This is a genomic window from Pseudoxanthomonas sp. (genome assembly GCF_036845285.1).
Lineage (GTDB): Bacteria > Pseudomonadota > Gammaproteobacteria > Xanthomonadales > Xanthomonadaceae > Pseudoxanthomonas_A.
The window spans coordinates 62,128-81,449 of record NZ_DAIUEE010000014.1; the positions used below are offsets into that span (position 1 = coordinate 62,128).

The window sequence follows — 19,322 nt, forward strand, 5'->3', positions numbered from 1 at the left end:
TAACGCCCCGGACTTTATCAGGTGCCGCATTGCCCCGGCGTCGCCCGCCATCACCGGCGGGCGCGCAGGTTCATCCCATCCACACCCGCGCGTTGCGGAACATGCGCAGCCACGGCGAGTCGTCGGGCCAGCCCGCCGGAGCCCAGCTGTGGTTGGCGCTGCGCGGGGTGCGCTCCGGGTGCGGCATCAGGATCGTCGCGCGGCCGTCGTCGCTGGTCAGGCCGGTGATGCCGTCGGGCGAACCGTTCGGATTCTGCGGATACAGCGCGGCGATGTTGCCGTCGCCGTCGACATAGCGCAGCGCCACGCGCGCGGCCGCCTGGTCGACCGCGCCGGCGAACGACGCGCGGCCTTCGCCATGCGCCACCGCCACCGGAATGCGCGAACCGGCCATGCCGCGGAAGAACACCGACGGCGACTCCTGTACTTCCAGCAGCGCCACGCGCGCTTCGAACTGCTCGCTCTGGTTGCGCAGGAACTGCGGCCAGTGCTGCGCGCCGGGAATGATGTCCTTCAGTTGGCTCATCATCTGGCAGCCGTTGCAGACGCCCAGCGAGAACGTGTCCTGCCGCGCGAAGAACGCGGCGAAGGCGTCGCGCAGGGCGGCACGCTCGAGGATCGAGGTCGCCCAGCCGCGGCCCGCGCCCAGCACATCGCCGTAGCTGAAGCCGCCGCACGCGGCCAGGCCGCTGAAACCGTCCAGCGCCACGCGACTGCTGATCAGGTCGCTCATGTGCACGTCGAACGCATCGAAACCGGCGCGGGCGAACGCCGATGCCATCTCGATCTGCCCATTGACGCCCTGCTCGCGCAGGATCGCCACCTTTGGGCGCTTGCCGGTGGCGATGAACGGGGCGGCGACGTCCTCGGCGGCGTCGAACGAGAGCTTCGGCTTCAGGCCGGTGCGACCGAACTGGCGCGCGGTGTCGCGCTCCTGGTCGGCGGCGTCGGGGTTGTCGCGCAGCTTCTGCATGGCGTGCGTGACGGACCACCAGGCGTCGAACAGTTCTTCCCAGCGCCATTCGGCCAGCACGTCGCCTTCCTGCTGCACGCGCACGACCGATGCGGTGGTCGGGCGCGCGATGCGCTGCGCGCATTCGGTCAGGGCATGGCGCTCGACCAGGTCGGCGAACGCGGCGCGGTCTTCATCGGCCACCTGCACCACCGCACCGAGTTCCTCGGCAAACAACGTGCGGAACGCGTCGTCACCCCAGCCGTCCAGATTGATGTCCAGCCCGCGATGCGAGGCGAAGGCCATTTCGCACAGCGCGGCGAACGCGCCGCCATCGCTGCGGTCATGGTAGGCCAGCAGCAGGCCGGCTTCGCGCGCATCGGCGATCAGGTGGAAGAAGTCGCGCAGGCGCTGCGGATCGTCGAGGTCCGGCACGCTTTCGTCGCGGTCGCCGCCAGCGAACGCCGGCCATGCACCGTCGCCGCCGGACTGCGGATACACCTGAGCCAGCACCGAACCGCCGAGGCGCTGCTTGCCGGCGCCCAGGCCGATCAGCCACAGGTCGCTGTCGTCGTCGCGCGACAGCAGCGGGGTCAGCTGCTGGCGCACGTCGGTGACCGGCGCGAAGGCGCTGATGATCAGCGACACCGGCGACACCGATTTCTGCGCCTGACCATCGCTGTGCCACTGCGCCTGCATCGACAGCGAGTCCTTGCCGACCGGGATGCTGATGTCCAGGTCCGGGCACAGCTCCATGCCGACGGCCTTCACCGCATCGAACAGCAGCGCGTCTTCACCCGGATGGCCGGCAGCGGCCATCCAGTTGGCCGACAGCTTTACGCGATGCAGCGATTCGACCGGTGCGGCGCACAGGTTGGTGATGGCTTCACCCACCGCCATGCGGGCGGCCGCGGCGGCATCCAGCAGCGCCAGTGGCGTGCGTTCGCCGATGGCCATCGCCTCGCCTACGAAGCCTTCGTAGTCGCTCAGGGTGATCGCGCAGTCGGCGACCGGCATCTGCCACGGGCCGACCAGCTGGTCACGCGCGGTCAGGCCGCCAACGCTGCGGTCGCCGATGGTGATCAGGAACTGCTTCGATGCCACGGTCGGATGCGCCAGCACGCGCAGGCCGGCCTCGCGCAGGTCCAACGCGGAGGTCTGCAACGCCGGCCACTTCGGTGCCTCCGGGTATCCCGTGTCGCGATGCATCTTCGGCGCCTTGCCGAACAGCACGTCCATCGGCAGGTCGATTGGGTAGCTGTCAGCCCCCTCCCCAGCAGGCGGAGGAAGGGTATCGACGGCGGCGCCGTAACCGACCACCAAGCGCTCCTCGGCGGTTGCCACGCCCACAGCCGCGAACGGGCAACGCTCGCGTTCGCAGATCGCGGCGAATTCGGTCAACCGCGCCTGCGGCACGCCGAGCACGTAGCGTTCCTGCGATTCGTTGCACCACAACTGCATCGGCGACAGCGAAGGATCGTCGCTAGGCACCTTGCCCAGGTCGATCACGCCACCCACGCCGGAGTCGTGCAGCAGTTCGGGGATCGCGTTGGACAGACCACCCGCGCCGACGTCGTGGAACCACAGGATCGGATTGTTTTCGCCCATCGCCACGCAGCGATCGATGACCTCCTGGCAGCGACGCTCCATCTCGGGGTTGTCACGCTGCACGCTGGCGAAGTCGAGTTCCTCGGCGCTTTCGCCGGACGCCACCGAGCTGGCGGCACCACCGCCCAGGCCGATCAGCATCGCCGGGCCGCCGAGCACGATCACCGCGTCGCCAGCGGACAGCGTCTTCTTCTCCACCTGGATGCGGTCGATCGCGCCTAGGCCGCCGGCCAGCATGATCGGCTTGTCGTAGGCGCGGGTAAGGCCCTCGCCTTCCGGCAGCTCGAAGCTGCGGAAGTAGCCCAGCAGGTTGGGCCGGCCGAACTCGTTGTTGAACGCGGCGCCGCCAAGCGGGCCGTCGAGCATGATCTCCAGCGCCGGCGCCATGCGCGGGTTCAGTGCGCGCGACGCCTCCCACGGCTGCGGCAGCGTGGGGATGCGCAGGTGCGAGACCGAGAAGCCGGTCAGGCCGGCCTTCGGCTTGCCGCCGCGGCCGGTCGCGCCCTCGTCGCGGATCTCGCCGCCGGCACCGGTGCTGGCGCCGGGAAACGGCGCGATCGCGGTCGGGTGGTTGTGCGTTTCCACCTTGATGCAGAACGCGGAGTCCAGCGTCGCCTCGAGGCGGTACTGGCCATCGCCGCCTGGACGGAAGCGCGCCGCCGGATAGCCTTCTACCACCGCCGCGTTGTCGCTGTAAGCGCTGAGCGTGTGCTCCGGCGTCTGCGCATGCGTGTGCTTGATCATGCGGAACAGCGAGCGGTCCTGGTCCTTGCCGTCGATGGTCCAACTGGCGTTGAAGATCTTGTGCCGGCAGTGCTCGGAGTTCGCCTGCGCGAACATCATCAGTTCGACGTCCGACGGATCGCGGCCGAGTTCGCCGTAGCGCGCGCGCAGGTAATCGATCTCGTCCTCGGCCAGCGCCAGGCCCAGCCGCGCGTTGGCGGCTTCCAACTGTGCCAGTGGTATGCGTTCCAGTTGACCGCGCGCCGGGGCGGCGAACAGCGCCGACGCCTGCTCGCGCGTGGCGAGCAGCGACTGCGTCATCGGATCGTGCAGCGCCTTCGCCAGCGCCTGTTGCGCGTCGTCCCAGCCTTCCAGATCGATGCGCAGGCCGCGCTCGACGCGCTTCACCGGCTGGCCGGCACCGCGCAGCAGTTCGGTGGCCTTGCTCGCCCATGGCGACAGTGTGCCGAGGCGCGGGGTGACGAAGCGCGAGACCGCGCCGTCGGCCAGTGCGGCGGCGTCATCGCCGGCCTGCAGGATGCGGCGCAGCGTGGCGGCATCCGGCGTGGCGCCGGTCTCGGCTTCGACGAAATAGACGTGCCAGGCACCAAGGACGCGGACCTGGGGAGCGATGGACTGGAGCCTGGATTCGAGCCGCGCGCGGCGGAAGTGCGACAAGGCCGGTTGGCCTTCGAGGACGATCATGTCCGGAACCGTGGGGGCGTGCCGTCAGGACGGGGCCCGCTATTGTAGCGAAGCCGGCACGGGGCCGGCTTCGTTCGGGTCAGGGAGCGGCGCCTGCGGCGGCGGCCGGGGCCTTTTTCGCGGCCAGTTCGTCCAGTTTGGCCCGCAGCGCGGCCGGCGGCAGGTAGCCGCCCAGCTGGATACCGTCGGCCGAGAAGATCGCCGGGGTGCCGCTCACGCCGACGCGCTGGCCGACGTCGAACTCCATGGTCACCGGGTTCTTGCAGTCGCGCGAGGCGATCGACTTGCCAGCCTTGGCGTCGGTCAGCGCGCGCTTGCGGTCGGGCGCGCACCAGACCGAGATCATGTCCTTGTGGTCCTGGCTGCCCAGGCCCATGCGCGGGAATGCGAGGTACTCCACCGCGATGCCCTGGCGGTTGATCTCGGCGATTTCCTCGTGCAGCTTGCGGCAGTAGCCGCACTCGATGTCGGTGAAGACGGTGACCGTGTACTTCGCATTCGGCGGTGCGAAGACGATCTTCTCGCTGTGCGGGATCGTGGCGATCAGCTTGCTGCGGTGCTGGGCCAGCGCCGCGCTGTTCTGCATCACGTCTTCCTGCTGCTGCAGATCGATGACCGAACCCTGCAGCAGGTAGCGGCCATCGTCGCTGATGTACAGCAGCTGCCCGCCGGCGATCACCTCACGGAAGCCCGGCAGCGGCGCGGCACCCACGTAGTCGACCTTGACCCGTGCGTTGAGCTGCGCCACTGCGGAACGGGCACGCTCGTCGGCGGTGGCGCCCTGGCCCGGCTTGAGCTGGGGTGCCGGGGCCGGCGCAGCGGCGGCGGCCTCCTTGGCCGGCGGCTCGGGCGCCTGGGCGCAGGCGGTCAGGCTCAGGGCGCCCAGCAGGGCGGCGGTGATCAGGCGGGGCATCAAGGGCATCCGGGATAGGCCGCAGGGCGGCAGGCTGGCAGGAACAGGCGTGGATTCTGGCACAGGGCGGCGGGCGGGCGGCTTAACCGTCCGCCATCGCGGCGGTTCAGGCGCGCGGATGATGGCGGCCATGCAGCTGTTTCAGGTGCTCGCGCGCGACCAGCGTGTAGATCTGGGTGGTCGACAGCGAGCTGTGCCCCAGCAGCAGCTGCAGCGCGCGCAGGTCAGCGCCATGGTTGAGCAGGTGGGTGGCGAAACTGTGCCGCAACCCGTGCGGGCTGATCCGGACCGGGTCGATCCCCGCAGCGGCGGCGTAGCGCTTCACCAGTCCCCAGAACTGCTGCCGGCTCGGCGGCTCGGCGGTGGCCCCGACGAACAGGAACGGCACGCTGCGCTTGCCGGCCAGCGCCGGCCGCGATTGCGCGAGGTAGGTCTCCAGCCAGTGCTGCGATTCCTCGCCCAGCGGCACCAGCCGGTCCTTGCTGCCCTTGCCGGTGACGCGCAGCACGCCCTGCCGCAGATTGACGGCCGTCGCCGGCAGCGTGACCAGTTCGCTGACGCGCAGGCCGGCCGCGTACATCAGTTCCAGCATGGCGCGGTCGCGCAGGCCCAGTGGCGTGGCGATGTCCGGCGCGGCCAGCAACGCATCGATCTCGGTTTCCGCCAGCGCCTTGGGCAGCGATCGTGGCAGGTGCGGCGGATCGAGCAGTGCGGTGGGATCGTCGCGGCGCTCGCCGCGGCGCAGTCGATGGGCGAAGAACGCGCGCAACGCGGACAGCAGGCGCGCGTTGCTGCGCGGCGAATAGCCTTCGCGGGTGCGCCAGGCCAGGTAGTCGAACAGCGCGGCGCGATCGGCCGCAGCCAGTCCCCCCTCGCGGCCGTTGCGCCAGCGCGCGAAGCCCTCCAGGTCGCGCCGATAGCTGTCGAGTGACGGCCGGGCGAGGCCGCTTTCGGCCCAGATCGCATCGAGGAACGCCGCGATGTCGGCGGCATCGGCGTCCGGAACAGGCGGCAGGGCACTCGCCTGCTGGCGGCGATCGGCGGGCGTGCGGGAAGACATGCCGCCAGCTTAGGCGATGCACTCGCTGCCTGGGTGCACCGGCTCCTTGTGGGAGCGACGTCAGTCGCGAAAGGAGGCCCCGTCGGATCGGCCATCGCGACTGACGTCGCTCCCACAACACCAAGGGAGGTTGGCTGGGGTTAGCCGGTATCCTGTCGCAATGACGGAACCCGCTCTTACTCCGGAAAAACCCCGCGCCCTGATCGGCTGGCGCCTGCTCGCCCTGCTCTACGACATCTGGCCGGTACTGGCGATGTGGATCGCCATCGCGGTCCCGTTCGTCCTCATCGACGTGGCGATCAGCGGCAACGTACGCCACAACATCGAACCCTTCAGCCCGATGTGGTGGCTGCTGTGGGCCTGCTGCTGGGCCGTCGCCGGCCTGTACGCCACCTGGAGCTGGCGGCGCGGCGGACAGACCCTGGGGATGCGGCCGTGGCGATTGAAAGTGATCACGGCCGACGGCAGCGCGCCGACGCGCGCAGCGCTGTGGCGCCGCTATGCGCTGGCGACCGTCTCGACGCTGGCCGCCGGACTGGGTTTCTGGTGGGCGTGGCTGGACCGCGAGCGCCTGACCTTCCACGACCGTTTCAGCGGCACGCGCATGGTGCGGCTACCGAAGCGCACCTGATGGCGCGTCAGCGGCTCCTGCGCCTGAACATCAGCCAGGAAATACCCAGCAGGGCGAACGGCGGAATCGCGTAGGCGATGCGGTAATCCAGCCGGAATGCGCCGGCCAGCCGCACGAACATCGTCTGCAGCACCCAGAAGCCGACCGCGAACACGATGCCGAGGAACAGCCGCTTGCCCATGCCGCCGCTGCGCAGGCTGCCGAAGGCGAACGGGATGGCGGCCAGGCACAGCGCCAATACGTTGAGCGGATAGAACCAGCGCGCCCAGTACTGGTCTTCGTAGTCGCGCGCGTCCAGCCCGTTGCGCTTGCGGTAGTCGATGTTCTGGCTCAGCTCGTGGCTGGGCATGTTGCGCGCGCGCACCAGGCTGGACGACAGCACCGCGGCGTCCAGTTCGGATTCCCAGCGCTCGCCCAGCACGGTCGTCTGCACGGCGGAGCGCTCCTTGAACGTGGTCCGGCGCACGTTCTTCAACAGCCAGTAGCCGTCCAGGTGCTCGGCGACGGCGGCATGCGCGATCGACGCCAGGCGGCCATCCTCGGCCAGTTCGTACAGGCGCACGTCGCGCAGCTGCAGGGCGATCTTGCCGCCGCCCTGGTCCTTCTCCTCGCCGCTCTGGGCGTAGAGGAAGGTATTGCCTTCACGCGCCCACAGGCCAGAATACCGGTCCATCGCCACGTTGCCGGTGCGCGCGCTCATCTTCAGCACATCGGCCTGGCGCTGGCCCCACGGCCCCACGGTCTCGCCGCTGAGGACCATCAGGCCGGTCAGGATGGCCAGCGCCGCCGCGACCGACACGCTCAGGCGCAGGCGTGACAATCCCAGTGCGCGCAGCGCGGTCAGTTCGGAACTGGCGGCCAGTTGGCCCAGCCCCATCAGCGATCCGATCACGGCCGCGGTCGGGAACATCGTGTAGGCGCGGCGCGGCACGGTGTACAGCACCCAGGCGACCGCGTGGCCGAAGGTGTAGTTGCCGGTTCCCAGGTCGCCGATTTCGCCGGACAGCGCCATCACCACGTCCAGTCCCACCAGCACCGCCCAGGTCAGCAGCACGGTGACCAGCACGACCTGGCCCACGTAGGTGTCGTGCAGGCGCGGCAACAGCCTCATGCACGCCTCCGCGGCCGCGTCAGCTGGCCATCGCGCAGGTAGAACCACAGGGCCGCCACGAGCAGCGGCAGGGTCAGCCACCACAGGCCCACCATGCCGGGCAGCTTGCCGTCGGCCAGCAACTGGGTGCCGTTGAACATCAGGCTGATGCCGACCAGGTAGGCCAGGAAGCCCAGCATCACCCGCCCGTAGCGGGTCTGCCGCGGCGAGCTGCGCGACAGCGGCAGGGTCAGCAGCGCGAACGCCAGCGCCAGCAGCGGCGGCGTCAGGCGCGCGTGCACCTGCGCATTCGCATCAGGGCGTGGATCCGACAGCAGCTGCGGCGTCGACAGCAGTTCGGGATCGTCCTTGTCCAGCGTATCGGCGCGGTCCGGCAGCGCGACCTCGTTGGACTTGTAGCGGATCAGGCGGTAATCCAGCCCGGCGCCATCGGGACCTTCCACCCGGAAGCCGTCGTCCAGCCGCAGGTAGCGGTTGCGCTCGCCTTCGAAGAACATCTGCCCGGACTTGGCCGTCACCACGTCGATGCGGCCTTCATTGGCGCGATGCATGAAGACCTTGCTCAGGCCGGTGCCATCGGCCGACAGCGCGCTGACATAGACCACCGCGCCGCTGGACAGCACGGTGAACTTGCCGGCGTCCAGTCCCGACACCACCAGGCTGCGGTTCGCATGCTCGAGCATGTTCTGCGCGGTGCGCAGTGCCCACGGACCCAGCCACAGCGAGCACATGCCGACCACGATCACCACCGGCACCACCAGCATCAGCAGCGGACGCAGCAGGCGGCGCGGACCGACGCCCGCCGCCGTCAGCACGGCCATTTCCGAATCCCGGTACAGCCGCGAGAACGCCAGCAGCAGGCCCAGCATCAGCGCCAGCGGGATGATGTAGGGCATGTAGTTGAGGAATTGCAGTCCCAGCTGGGACAGCAGCAGGCGTGCCGGCACCTTGCCATCGGCCACGTCGCCCAGCAGGTCCGCCATCACGCCGCCCACGCTGACCATCAGCAGGACGATCAGGGTGGCCAGGAAGCTCTGGGTGAATTCCCGGAAGAGATAGCGGTCCAGCTTCGGCATCAGGAGGGCTTGATTTACAATCTCGGGCTTGTGCGCCGCGCCTGCGGCGGCGGTCTCTGCGGTCCGGGATGGCGTCAGCCATCTTCATCCGGCCCGCGATTGTACGTAACTGAACCGGGAATCTGATCAATGACGCTGGAATTCACCCTGAACCACGAAGCCCCCGCCCAGGCCGGCGTCGATTGCATCGTGGTAGGCGCCTACGCCGACAAGAGCCTGACCGCGGCCGGCCAGGCGGTGGATGCGGCCAGCGGCGGCAAGCTGTCGGCACTGCTGCAGCGGGGCGACATCGGCGGCAAGACCGGCAAGACCACCCTGTTGCACGACCTGCCCGGCGTGACCGCGCCGCGCGTGCTGGTGGTAGGCCTGGGCGAAACCGCCAAGTTCGGCGTGGCCCAGTACCTGAAGGCCATCGGCGACGCCGCCCGCACGCTCAAGCTGGGTCCGGTGCGCAGCGCGCTGTTCACCCTGTCCGACGTGGCGGTCAAGGACCGCGATGCCGCGTGGAAGATCCGCCAAGCCGTGATCGCCGCCGACCACGCCTGCTACCGCTACACCGCCACGCTGGGCAAGAAGAAGAACGACGACCCGGGCCTGACGTCCTTCGCCGTCAGCGGCGACGACGAGCAGGCGCTGGCGCAGGGCATCGCGATCGCCGCCGGCGTGCAGGTGACCCGCGAACTCGGCAACCTGCCACCCAACATCTGCAACCCGGCCTACCTGGCCGAACAGGCTCAGGCGTTCGCGGTGGAAAATGGAGCCGAGGCCGAGATCCTCGACGAAACCCAGATGGAAGCGCTCGGCATGGGTTCGCTGCTGGCCGTGGCCCGCGGCTCGGTCAACCGACCGCACCTGATCGTGCTGAAGTGGAACGGGGCGACCGACGCCGACGCCAAGCCGTACGTGCTGGTCGGCAAGGGCATCACCTTCGACACCGGCGGCGTGAATCTGAAGACGCAGGGCGGCATCGAGGAAATGAAGTACGACATGCTGGGCGCCGGCAGCGTCATCGGCACCTTTGTGGCCGCCGTGAAGATGAAGCTGCCGCTGAACCTGGTGGTGATCGTGCCGGCGGTGGAAAACGCCATCGACGGCAACGCCTATCGCCCGTCCGACGTCATCACCAGCATGTCCGGCAAGACCATCGAGGTCGGCAACACCGATGCCGAGGGCCGCCTGATCCTGTGCGACGCGCTGACCTACGCCGAGCGCTTCAAGCCGGCCGCGCTGGTCGACGTCGCCACGCTGACCGGCGCGTGCATCGTGGCGCTGGGCCGCTACGCCAGCGGCCTGATGAGCAAGCACGACGACCTCAGCAACGAATTGCTGGGCGCGGGCGAAACCGCGTTCGACCGCGCGTGGCGCCTGCCGCTGTGGGACGAGTACCAGACGCAGCTGGAATCCAGCTTCGCCGACGTCTACAACATCGGCGGCCGCTGGGCCGGCGCGATCACCGCCGGCTGCTTCCTGGCCCGCTTTGCCGAAGGCCAGCGCTGGGCGCACCTGGACATCGCCGGCGTCGCCAACGACGAAGGCAAGCGCGGCATGGCCACCGGTCGCCCGGTCGGCCTGCTGAGCCAGTGGCTGCTGGACCGCGCCGGAGGCGCGGCGTGATTCGTGATCCGGTGATTGGTGATTCGCAAGAACGCAGCCATCTCGGGAATCCCCAACGCCATGCCTTGCCATCACGAATCACGAATCGCCAATCACGGCCGTCATGCGCGCTGACTTCTATCTGATCGCCAAGCCGCGCTTCCTCGAGGAGCCGCTGAAGCTGGTCTGCGAGCTGGCCCGCAAGGCCTACGATGGCAACCAGTGGACGCTGGTGCTGGCGCGCGACGCGGCGCAGGCCGAAGAACTGGACGAGTTGTTGTGGGAGTTCGATCCGGACGCCTACATCCCGCACCAGATCGCCGGTGACGAAGAGGACGAGTTGACGCCCGTGCTGATCGCCACGCCCGACGTCGACGTGCCCGCCCGCGCGCTGGTGATCAACCTGCGCGACGACGCCTTCACCGGCGCCTGCGAACGCGTGCTGGAAGTGGTGCCCGCCGATCCGTCCGCACGCGAGCCGCTGCGCGAGCGCTGGAAGCAGTACAAGGCGCGCGGCTTTGAAGTGAACAAGCACGACATGTAGCACCCGTCATTCCAGCGCAGGCTGGAATCCATTCTGACTTGGAGCCTTTCCGGCCGTTGCCGGATGCACGCAAGCACAAGATCAAGATGGATCCCGGCGTTCGCCGGGATGACGACCTCAGGAATTCTGGAACCCCATGACCGACCTCGCCTCCAGCTACGACCCGAAATCCTTCGAATCCCGCCTGTACGCGCAGTGGGAAGCCGCCGGCTACTTCACGCCCAGCGGCCAGGGTGAGCCGTACACCGTGCTGCTGCCGCCGCCGAACGTCACCGGCACGCTGCACATGGGCCACGCGTTCCAGCACACGCTGATGGACGCGCTGGTGCGCTACCACCGCATGCGCGGCTACGACACGCTGTGGCAGATGGGCACCGACCATGCCGGCATCGCGACGGAAATGGTGGTCAGCCGCAACCTGGCGCTGGAAGGCAAGGGCGAGACCCGCGATTCGCTGGGCCGCGACGGCTTCATCGCCAAGGTGTGGGACTGGAAGGCGGAGTCCGGCGACATCATCGAGCGGCAGATGCGTCGCATGGGCGCGTCCGGCGACTGGTCGCGCAGCACGTTCACCATGGACGAGGACGCGTCGAAGGCGGTCATCGAGGCGTTCGTGCGCTGGCACGAGCAGGGCCTGATCTACCGCGGCCAGCGCCTGGTCAACTGGGACCCGGTGCTGAAGACCGCGATCTCCGACCTGGAAGTGGAGAACGTCGAGGAAGAAGGCTTCCTGTGGTCGATCGAATATCCGCTGGCCGACGGCACTGGCTCGCTGGTCGTGGCGACGACGCGCCCTGAGACGATGCTCGGCGACACCGCGGTGATGGTGCATCCGGACGACGAGCGCTATGCGCACCTGATCGGCAAGACGGTGAAGCTGCCGCTGACCGAGCGCGAGATCCCGGTGATCGCCGACGACTACGTCGACCGCGAATTCGGCACCGGCGTGGTGAAGGTCACGCCCGCGCACGATTTCAACGATTACCAGGTCGGCTTGCGCCACGACCTGCCGCTGATCAACCTGCTGACGCCGACCGCGGCGATCAACGAGAACGCACCTGAAAAGTACCGCGGCCTGGACCGCTATGAGGCGCGCAAGGTCGTACTCGCGGATCTGGAAGACCTCGGCCTGCTGGTGGAGACCAAGCCGCACAAGCTGCAGGTGCCGCGCGGCGACCGCACCAACCAGGTGATCGAGCCTTACCTGACCGACCAGTGGTTCGTGAAGATGGACGGCCTGGCCAAGCGTGGACTCGAACTCGTCGAGTCCGGCGAGGTGAAATTCGTCCCGCCGAACTGGATCAATACCTACCGCCACTGGATGGAGAACATCCAGGACTGGTGCATCAGCCGCCAGCTCTGGTGGGGCCACCGCATTCCGGCATGGTTCGACGACGCGGGCACCTGCTACGTCGGCCGCGACGAAGCCGAAGCGCGCGCCAAGGCCGGCCTGTCCGCCGACGTCGCGCTGACGCAGGACAGCGACGTGCTGGAAACCTGGTTCTCCTCGCAGCTGTGGCCGTTCAGCACGATGGGCTGGCCGGATGCGGAGGCGATGAAGGATCGCGGCTTCGACCGCTACCTGCCGTCGTCGGTGCTGATCACCGGCTTCGACATCATCTTCTTCTGGGTGGCGCGCATGGTCATGGCCACCGACAGCTTCGTCGGCCAGGTGCCGTTCCGCGACGTCTACATGACCGGCCTGATCCGCGACAAGGACGGCCAGAAGATGTCCAAGTCGAAGGGCAACGTGCTGGACCCGCTCGACATCATCGACGGCATCTCGCTGGAGGACCTGGTGGCCAAGCGCACCGGCGGCCTGATGCAGCCGAAGATGGCGGAGAAGATCGAGAAGGCCACGCGCAAGGAATTCCCGGACGGCATCGTGCCGCACGGCGCCGACGCGCTGCGCTTCACCATCGCCGCACTGGCAACGCACGGCCGTGACATCAAGTTCGACATGGGCCGCGCCGAGGGCTACAAGAATTTCTGCAACAAGCTGTGGAACGCCACCCGCTTCGTGCTGATGAACACCGACGGTTTCTCCCTTCCCCTGCAAGCGGGGGAAGAGCCTGCCCCGTACTCGATACGGGGTGCCCGAAGGGCGGATGGGGGCAGCACGATGCCGAATCCGGTCACGGACGCCGAGCGCTGGATCCTGTCGCGCCTGGCCAAGGTCACCGCCGAGGCCGAAACGCAGTTCGCCGCCTACCGCTTCGACCTGCTGTCGCAGGCGCTGTACGAATTCGCCTGGAACGAGTTCTGCGACTGGTTCGTCGAACTCGCCAAGCCCGCGCTCAACGGCGACGACAAGGACGCGGCCGACAGCACCCGCCACACACTGCTGTACGTGCTGGAATCTCTGCTGCGCCTGCTGCACCCGCTGACGCCGTTCGTCACCGAGGAACTGTGGCAGCAGGTCGCGCCGAAGCTCGGCATCGATGGCGGCACCGTGTCGCTGCGCGCCTACCCCGTCGCGGGCGATTTCGCCGACCAGGACTATGCGCAGGCCGATGCCGACGTCGAATGGCTGAAGACCATGGTCTCCACGCTGCGCCGCGTCCGCAGCGAACTCAACGTCTCGCCGGGTAAGACCATCCACCTGCTGCTGCAGGACGGCCACGACAACGACCGCGCCCGCATCGCGCGCTTCGCGTCGTCGCTGTCGTTCCTGCTGAAGCTGGAGGACTTCACGTGGCTGGACGCCGGCGCCGATGCGCCCGCCTCTGCGGCCGCGGTGGTCGGCGAACTGAAGCTGCTGGTGCCGCTGGAAGGCCTGGTCGATCTGGACGCCGAGCGCACGCGCCTGGACAAGGAGATCGCGCGCGTGGCCGGCGAGAAGGACAAGAGCGAAGCCAAGCTGGCGAAGTTCACCGACAAGGTGCCGCCGGCGGTGGTCGAGCAGGAGCGCCAGCGCCTGATCGACTGGAGCAACCAGCTCGCCGCCCTGCACGGCCAGCGCGCGAAGCTCTGAACCGGCTGGAGACCCGCGTTCCACCGCCGGTGGTGATGGTGCTGAGTGGCGCCATCGCCTGGGGCGTCGCACAGGCGTGGCCTGCCGCACTCATCGACGTGCCGTCGTCGCTGCGTCTTGCGCTGGTCGCGACGCTTGCTTTATGCGGCGTGCTGCTCAACCTGTGGCCGAAGCTCGCCTTCGGCCGCGCCGGCACGACGGTGAATCCGCTTCGTCCGGCGTCGTCACGCACGTTGGTGACCGCCGGACTGCACGGCGTATCACGCAACCCGATGTACCTGGGCCACACGTTGCTGCTGGCGGCATGGGCGTGCTGGCTGCGACATCCCGCCGCGCTGGTGGGGGCGCCGTTGTACATGGCGTATGTCACCCGATACCAGATCCTGCCGGAAGAGCGGGCGCTTTCGGCGATGTTCGGGGCTGCGTACGACGCGTACCGCGCACGCGTCCGTCGCTGGCTTTGATGCACGGAGAACGTCGCCGACCACTGCCGTCATCCCGGCGAAAGCCGGGACCCAGCGACTTCACTGCTGCAAAGCCAAGGCACTGGGTCCCGGCTTTCGCCGGGATGACGGGTGGAAAGTTTGCGGTGGCATCGTGATGGCGCGCCAGCGCTCGCCCTACAGCGGCGGCATCGCGGTGATGTCGTCGGCGACCAGTTCGATCGCCATCACCAGCGCATCCTCGCGGCCGTCGCGGGCCGGGTAGTAGCGGGGGCGCCGGCCGATCTCGTTGAAGCCTTCGCTGTGGTACAGCGTGATCGCGCCCGGGTTGGACGGACGCACTTCCAGGAACACGCGCTGCACGCGCAGGTCGCGGGCGATCTTCACCAGTGCGCGCAGCAGATGGCGACCCAGGCCGCGCCCCTGCCGCTCGGGCGCGATGCAGATGTTCAGCACATGCGCTTCGTCGGCGGCGATGCTCAGCAGCCCGTAGCCGATCACCAGGCCGTGCTCGGTCATCACCCAGGACGGGTAACCGGCCTTCAGGCAGTCCTTGAAGATGCCGCGGGTCCACGGGAACGGATACGCGCGCTGCTCGATGGCCATCACCGCGTCGAGGTCGCCCTCGCGCATCGGCCGCAGGCTGGACGTGGACAGCGGTGAGGCCTCGACGCCCAGCGCGCTCATGACGGCGTGCTGCGACGCAGCCGGCGGAGCGTGGGCCATAGCGCACGTTTGGCGGCCGGATTACCGCGCAACTCGCTCGACGATGGCCATTGCGCGAACACGTCCGCCGCACCCGGCGCATTGGGGTTGCAGCCGGAGGCGCGGATCAGCGCGAAATGCAGGCGATCCGGCAGCTTCGCGCCGCCGGTCCGCGGCGCGGGCGCTGCTCGCCGCGCGGGCGGCGCCGTGTCGATGGCGTCGCGGGCAGGCGGACGGGCGCGCGGTGCAACGGGAGCAGGCGCCGGCGTCTCTTCACGTACGACAGGCACGTCCGCTACTACCGGCGCACCGGCCTCGGTCGGCCAGTCCGCCGGCAGGTACACCGCATGGCCCAGCGCACGCAGCCAACCCTGCTGCTCGGCCGACCACAGACGGTCTGCCGCCAGGGTCACGCGGCGTCCTTCTGCCGACGCATCCGTTGCCACAGCCAGTAGCCAGGCCCCGACAAGGCATACACCACGCCCACCGCAAACAGCGTGCGCGGCAGATCAATGAAGAGGATCGCCAGCACCAGCGGCACCAGCGCCAGCGCCACGAACGGAATGCGATCCGCCTTCGCGCCACCCTCGCCGGTGCCCTTGAAGCTCCAGAAGCGGATGCGGCTGACCATCAGCAGGGCCGCGACCAGCGTGACCATCAACGCCACGTAGCGCAGTTCCTCACCGGACCATCCCAGCTCGCCGTCGGCGAACGCCCAGACGAAGGACATCATCAGGCCCGCCGCCGCCGGACTGGCCAGGCCGACGAACCAGCGCTTGTCGACCGTGCCCACCTGGGTGTTGAAGCGCGCCAGCCGCAGCGCCGCGCACGCGGCGTACAGGAACGCGACCACCCAGCCGACCCGCCCCATCACGGTGCCATCGAACTTCAGCGCCGACAGCGACCAGTGGTACATCACCAGCGACGGGGCGAGGCCGAAGCTGACCAGGTCGGCCAGCGAGTCGTACTGCACGCCGAATTCGCTGCTGGTACCGGTCAGGCGGGCCACGCGGCCGTCGATGCCGTCCATCAGGCCTGCGACGAACACCGCGATGGCCGCGTTGACGAACTGGCCGTTGGCGGCGGCGATGATCGCGAAGAACCCCGCGAACAGGCCGGCCGTGGTGAACAGGTTTGGCAGCAGGTAGATCCCCCGCGAGCGCGGGGACGGCTTGATTTCGTTCATGGGTCGCAGTTTAGCCCAGCGCTCCCCCACCCGGCTTGCCTGTCCGGCCCGGGGGTGCTGCAATCAGGCCTCCCGCGATCCGGAGCTTCCCATGCGCCTCCTGCCCTGCCTGTCCGTGCTGGCGCTCTGCCTGGCGACCGCTTCCACCGTGCAGGCCCAGCAGGTCTACCAGTGGAAGGACAAGAGTGGCGTCACCCACTATTCCGACAGCCCGCCGCCCAACCAGACCGTGCAGAACCGCCGCATCAACCAGTACGGCGCCGCCACGGCGGAGGTCGCCCAGCCCGCAGGGAAGGCGGTCGAAAACCCGCAGTGCGCGACCGCGCGCGCCAACCTCCAGATGCTGGCGACCACCAAAGGCCCCATCCAGCAGGACACCGATGGCGACGGCAAACCGGACACCACCCTCGACGATGCCGGCCGCGAGAACCAGCGCAACCTGGCCGACGCCGCGGTGAAAGCGTACTGCACGCCTGCCTCCGGGACCTGATCCGCCCGGATGCGCGCATGGCTGGCCATCGTGGCGGGCATCGCGCTGGGGTGCGGCGTCGCCTGGTGGCTGGCCCGCGAATCGCCCGAGGTCGCGGCCCGGAAGCAGGCACGTGCCGGACAGGCCGCCGCCGCGCAGGCCCGTGATGCACGCCCCTCGCTCTATCGCTGGCGCGACGATGCCGGCGTACTGCAGATCACCGACGCACCGCCGAAAGGCCGCCGCTACGAGCGCATCGAGCGCGATGCCGCGACCGGTATCCGCGTGAGCGGTGACGTGGCAGCCGACGCGGATTGACCCGTCACCGCCCAGCCTGCGGCCAAGGCTGGCAAAATACGCGATTCGCCACTCCCGGACTCCCCTGCCGATGCGCCTGTCGCAGTTCCACCTCCGCACCACCAAGGAAACCCCGGCCGACGCCGAACTGGTCAGCCACCAGCTGATGCTGCGCGCCGGCATGATCCGCAAGCTGGCCGCCGGCCTGTACACCTGGTCGCCGCTGGGCCTGCGCGTGCTGCGCAAGGTGGAAACGGTGGTCCGCGAAGAAATGGACCGCGCCGGCGCGATCGAGATGCTCATGCCGACCATCCAGCCGCGCGAGTTGTGGGAGGAGACCGGACGCTGGGAGAAATTCGGCGGCCAGTTGCTGAAGATCGCCGACCGCAAGGAACAGCAGTTCTGCTACAGCCCCACCGCCGAAGAAGCCGTGACCGACTTCGCGCGCCAGGAGTTGGCCAGCTACAAGCAGCTACCGGTCAACTTCTACCAGATCCAGACCAAGTTCCGCGACGAGATCCGGCCGCGCTTCGGCGTGATGCGCGCGCGCGAGTTCGTGATGAAGGACGCCTACTCCTTCCACATCACGGACGAAGACCTGGGCCGCGAGTACCGCAACATGCATGCGGCCTACACGCGCATCTTCACCCGCCTGGGCCTGGACTTCCGCGCCGTGCAGGCCGACAGCGGTGCCATAGGCGGCGACGCGTCGCAGGAATTCCATGTGCTGGCCGACTCGGGCGAAGACTCCATCGCCTTTTCCACCGGCTCGGACTACGCCGCCAACGTCGAGAAGGCGCAGGCCGCCGAACCCGCCCCGCGTCCGTCGGCATCGGAAACGATGAACAAGGTCGCCACACCCACGCAGAAGACCTGCGAGGACGTCGCGGCGCTGCTCGGCATCCCGCTGCAGCGGACGGTGAAGTCGGTCGCGGTAATGACTGGTGACGCGTTACTGACCAACGAGCAGGACTTCGTGCTGGCGCTTGTGCGCGGCGACCACACGGTCAACGAGATCAAGCTGGGCAAGGTCGACGGCATGGCCGACTACCGGCTGGCGACGGAAGCGGAAATCCTCGCCCACCTCGGCAGCGAGCCGGGCTTCCTCGGCCCGGTCGGCGCGAAGCAGGCGATCCGCGTGATCGCCGACCGCGACGTGGCGGCGATGGCGGATTTCGTGGTCGGTGCCAACGAGGCCGGCTTCCACCTCGCTGGCGTCAACTGGGGCCGCGACCTGCCCGAACCGGAAACCGTGGCCGACATCCGCAACGTGGTCGAAGGCGACAAGGCCGCCGACGGCGGCGAGATCCGCCTGGTGCGCGGCATCGAGGTGGGTCATGTGTTCCAGCTCGGCCGCAAGTACAGCGAGGCGATGAAGTTCACCGTACTGGACGACACCGGCAAGGCCACCGCGCCGGCGATGGGCTGCTACGGCATCGGCGTGTCGCGCATCGTCGCCGCGGCCATCGAACAGAACCATGACGCCAACGGCATCATCTGGCCCGTGCCGATGGCGCCATGGGCGGTCGCGGTGTGCATGATCAACCCGAAGAACGACGCCGCCGTGAATGCCGCTGCCGAGCAGTTGATCGGCGACCTGCAGTCCGCCGGCATCGAAGCCGTGCTCGACGATCGCGGCCTGCGCCCCGGCGCGATGTTCGCCGACATCGAACTCATCGGCATCCCGCACCGCGTGGTGGTCTCCGAGCGCGGTTTGTCGGCCGGCACGTTCGAGTATCGTGCGCGGCGCGCCACCGACGCCGAGAACATCGGCCGCGACGAACTGCTGGCGCGCCTCCGGGGCTGATCCGGCGCGCTGCCGCGCGGACGCAGGCGTGCGTCCGCGCATCCTTGCGGTTTGTGCCGCGATTAAGTCGTCATTATCATCGGGCCTCTGCCAAGGACGGGCCTTTCCCTTCCTGACTGGAGATAGTTGATGTCGATCGACCTGCGTAACCTGTCCGCCAAGGAACTTGGCGCCCTGATTGCCAAGGCCAAGGAACAGCAGACCAAGCTGGCCAAGCGCACGCCCATCGCCACGGTGCGCGGCAAGATCACCAAGTTCGCCAAGGCCGAGGGCTACACGCTGGACGAGCTGTTCGGCACGCCCGGCACGCGCAGCACCAAGCCGGCGGCGAAGACCCCCGGCCCACGCGCCGGCAAGAAGCTGGGCAAGGTGGCGCCGAAGTACCGCAATCCGGCCAATCCGAAGGAAACCTGGACGGGCCGCGGCAAGCACCCGCGCTGGATGGCCGCACTGGTCGCCAAGGGCAAGAAAGCCGAAGACTTCCTGATCAAGAAGAAGTAATCGCCAACCGGCGACACGAAAACG

16 protein-coding genes and 1 pseudogene are annotated in these 19,322 nt (G+C 68.6%); 9 read left to right on the top strand and 8 right to left on the bottom strand.

Annotated features, from left to right (window positions below):
* Window positions 1-70 precede the first annotated feature (70 nt).
* The 3 genes from purL to xerD all read right to left on the bottom strand — a co-directional run bounded on the left by purL (window position 71) and on the right by xerD (window position 5,961).
* The gene (gene purL / locus V7060_RS15550) at window positions 71-3,988 is read right to left on the bottom strand and encodes a phosphoribosylformylglycinamidine synthase (RefSeq protein WP_334180154.1); all 3,918 of its coding nucleotides are present in this window, start codon (window positions 3,986-3,988) and stop codon (window positions 71-73) included.
* A 79-nt stretch (window positions 3,989-4,067) separates the two neighbouring features.
* On the bottom strand, window positions 4,068-4,901 hold the full coding sequence (locus V7060_RS15555; protein WP_334180155.1) for a DsbC family protein: 834 nt from the start codon (window positions 4,899-4,901) through the stop codon (window positions 4,068-4,070).
* 106 nt (window positions 4,902-5,007) lie between these two features.
* Window positions 5,008-5,961 carry a site-specific tyrosine recombinase XerD gene (xerD, locus tag V7060_RS15560; protein ID WP_334180156.1) on the bottom strand — a complete coding sequence of 318 codons (954 nt, stop codon included), beginning with the start codon at window positions 5,959-5,961 and terminating at the stop codon, window positions 5,008-5,010.
* A gap of 160 nt (window positions 5,962-6,121) precedes the next feature.
* Between xerD and V7060_RS15565 the strand changes: the two genes are divergently transcribed.
* Window positions 6,122-6,592, top strand: coding sequence for an RDD family protein (locus V7060_RS15565; RefSeq protein ID WP_334180157.1), 471 nt, complete (start codon window positions 6,122-6,124; stop codon window positions 6,590-6,592).
* Between the two features lie 7 nt (window positions 6,593-6,599).
* On the opposite strand, the gene lptG is transcribed toward V7060_RS15565, so the two are convergent.
* Together lptG and lptF are read right to left on the bottom strand one after the other, a co-directional pair.
* Window positions 6,600-7,703 (bottom strand): LPS export ABC transporter permease LptG, encoded by a 1,104-nt coding sequence (gene lptG, locus V7060_RS15570; RefSeq protein ID WP_334180158.1) that lies wholly within the window; start codon window positions 7,701-7,703, stop codon window positions 6,600-6,602.
* Entirely contained in the window at window positions 7,700-8,779 is a 1,080-nt protein-coding gene (gene lptF / locus V7060_RS15575; protein ID WP_334180159.1) for an LPS export ABC transporter permease LptF, read from the bottom strand. Before lptF ends, lptG begins: the two co-directional genes overlap by 4 nt.
* A 129-nt stretch (window positions 8,780-8,908) precedes the next feature.
* On the opposite strand from lptF, the gene V7060_RS15580 reads away from it, so the two are divergent.
* The 4 genes from V7060_RS15580 to V7060_RS15595 all read left to right on the top strand — a co-directional run bounded on the left by V7060_RS15580 (window position 8,909) and on the right by V7060_RS15595 (window position 14,354).
* Window positions 8,909-10,393, top strand: a complete 1,485-nt coding sequence (locus V7060_RS15580; RefSeq protein WP_334180160.1) for a leucyl aminopeptidase — start codon at window positions 8,909-8,911, stop codon at window positions 10,391-10,393.
* A gap of 103 nt (window positions 10,394-10,496) precedes the next feature.
* Window positions 10,497-10,916, top strand: coding sequence for a DNA polymerase III subunit chi (locus tag V7060_RS15585; protein WP_334180161.1), 420 nt, complete (start codon window positions 10,497-10,499; stop codon window positions 10,914-10,916).
* Between the two features lie 136 nt (window positions 10,917-11,052).
* Entirely contained in the window at window positions 11,053-13,890 is a 2,838-nt protein-coding gene (locus tag V7060_RS15590) for a valine--tRNA ligase (RefSeq protein WP_334180162.1), read from the top strand.
* Window positions 13,891-13,925: 35 nt separating this feature from the next.
* Window positions 13,926-14,354 (top strand): isoprenylcysteine carboxylmethyltransferase family protein, encoded by a 429-nt coding sequence (locus V7060_RS15595; RefSeq protein WP_334180163.1) that lies wholly within the window; start codon window positions 13,926-13,928, stop codon window positions 14,352-14,354.
* A gap of 156 nt (window positions 14,355-14,510) precedes the next feature.
* Here the strand turns inward: V7060_RS15595 and rimI are convergent, their stop codons facing one another.
* The 3 genes from rimI to pssA are packed head-to-tail and all read right to left on the bottom strand — an operon-like array spanning window position 14,511 to window position 16,224.
* On the bottom strand, window positions 14,511-15,020 hold the full coding sequence (rimI, locus tag V7060_RS15600) for a ribosomal protein S18-alanine N-acetyltransferase (protein ID WP_334180164.1): 510 nt from the start codon (window positions 15,018-15,020) through the stop codon (window positions 14,511-14,513).
* Window positions 15,017-15,451, bottom strand: coding sequence for an alanine acetyltransferase (locus V7060_RS15605; protein ID WP_334180165.1), 435 nt, complete (start codon window positions 15,449-15,451; stop codon window positions 15,017-15,019). Before V7060_RS15605 ends, rimI begins: the two co-directional genes overlap by 4 nt.
* On the bottom strand, window positions 15,448-16,224 hold the full coding sequence (gene pssA / locus V7060_RS15610; RefSeq protein ID WP_334180166.1) for a CDP-diacylglycerol--serine O-phosphatidyltransferase: 777 nt from the start codon (window positions 16,222-16,224) through the stop codon (window positions 15,448-15,450). The genes V7060_RS15605 and pssA overlap by 4 nt, the downstream gene beginning before the upstream one ends.
* Window positions 16,225-16,315: 91 nt before the next feature.
* Here pssA and V7060_RS15615 point away from each other — a divergent pair, with 91 nt between their 5' ends.
* From V7060_RS15615 to V7060_RS15630, 4 genes and pseudogenes are all read left to right on the top strand, one after another.
* Entirely contained in the window at window positions 16,316-16,714 is a 399-nt protein-coding gene (locus V7060_RS15615; protein ID WP_334180167.1) for a DUF4124 domain-containing protein, read from the top strand.
* A gap of 9 nt (window positions 16,715-16,723) precedes the next feature.
* Window positions 16,724-17,011 carry a DUF4124 domain-containing protein gene (locus V7060_RS15620; protein WP_334180168.1) on the top strand — a complete coding sequence of 96 codons (288 nt, stop codon included), beginning with the start codon at window positions 16,724-16,726 and terminating at the stop codon, window positions 17,009-17,011.
* A gap of 70 nt (window positions 17,012-17,081) precedes the next feature.
* The gene (locus tag V7060_RS15625) at window positions 17,082-18,797 is read left to right on the top strand and encodes a proline--tRNA ligase (protein ID WP_334180169.1); all 1,716 of its coding nucleotides are present in this window, start codon (window positions 17,082-17,084) and stop codon (window positions 18,795-18,797) included.
* 129 nt (window positions 18,798-18,926) lie between these two features.
* Window positions 18,927-19,292 (top strand): annotated as a pseudogene (locus tag V7060_RS15630) (H-NS histone family protein); the annotation flags it as partial.
* Window positions 19,293-19,322 lie beyond the last annotated feature (30 nt).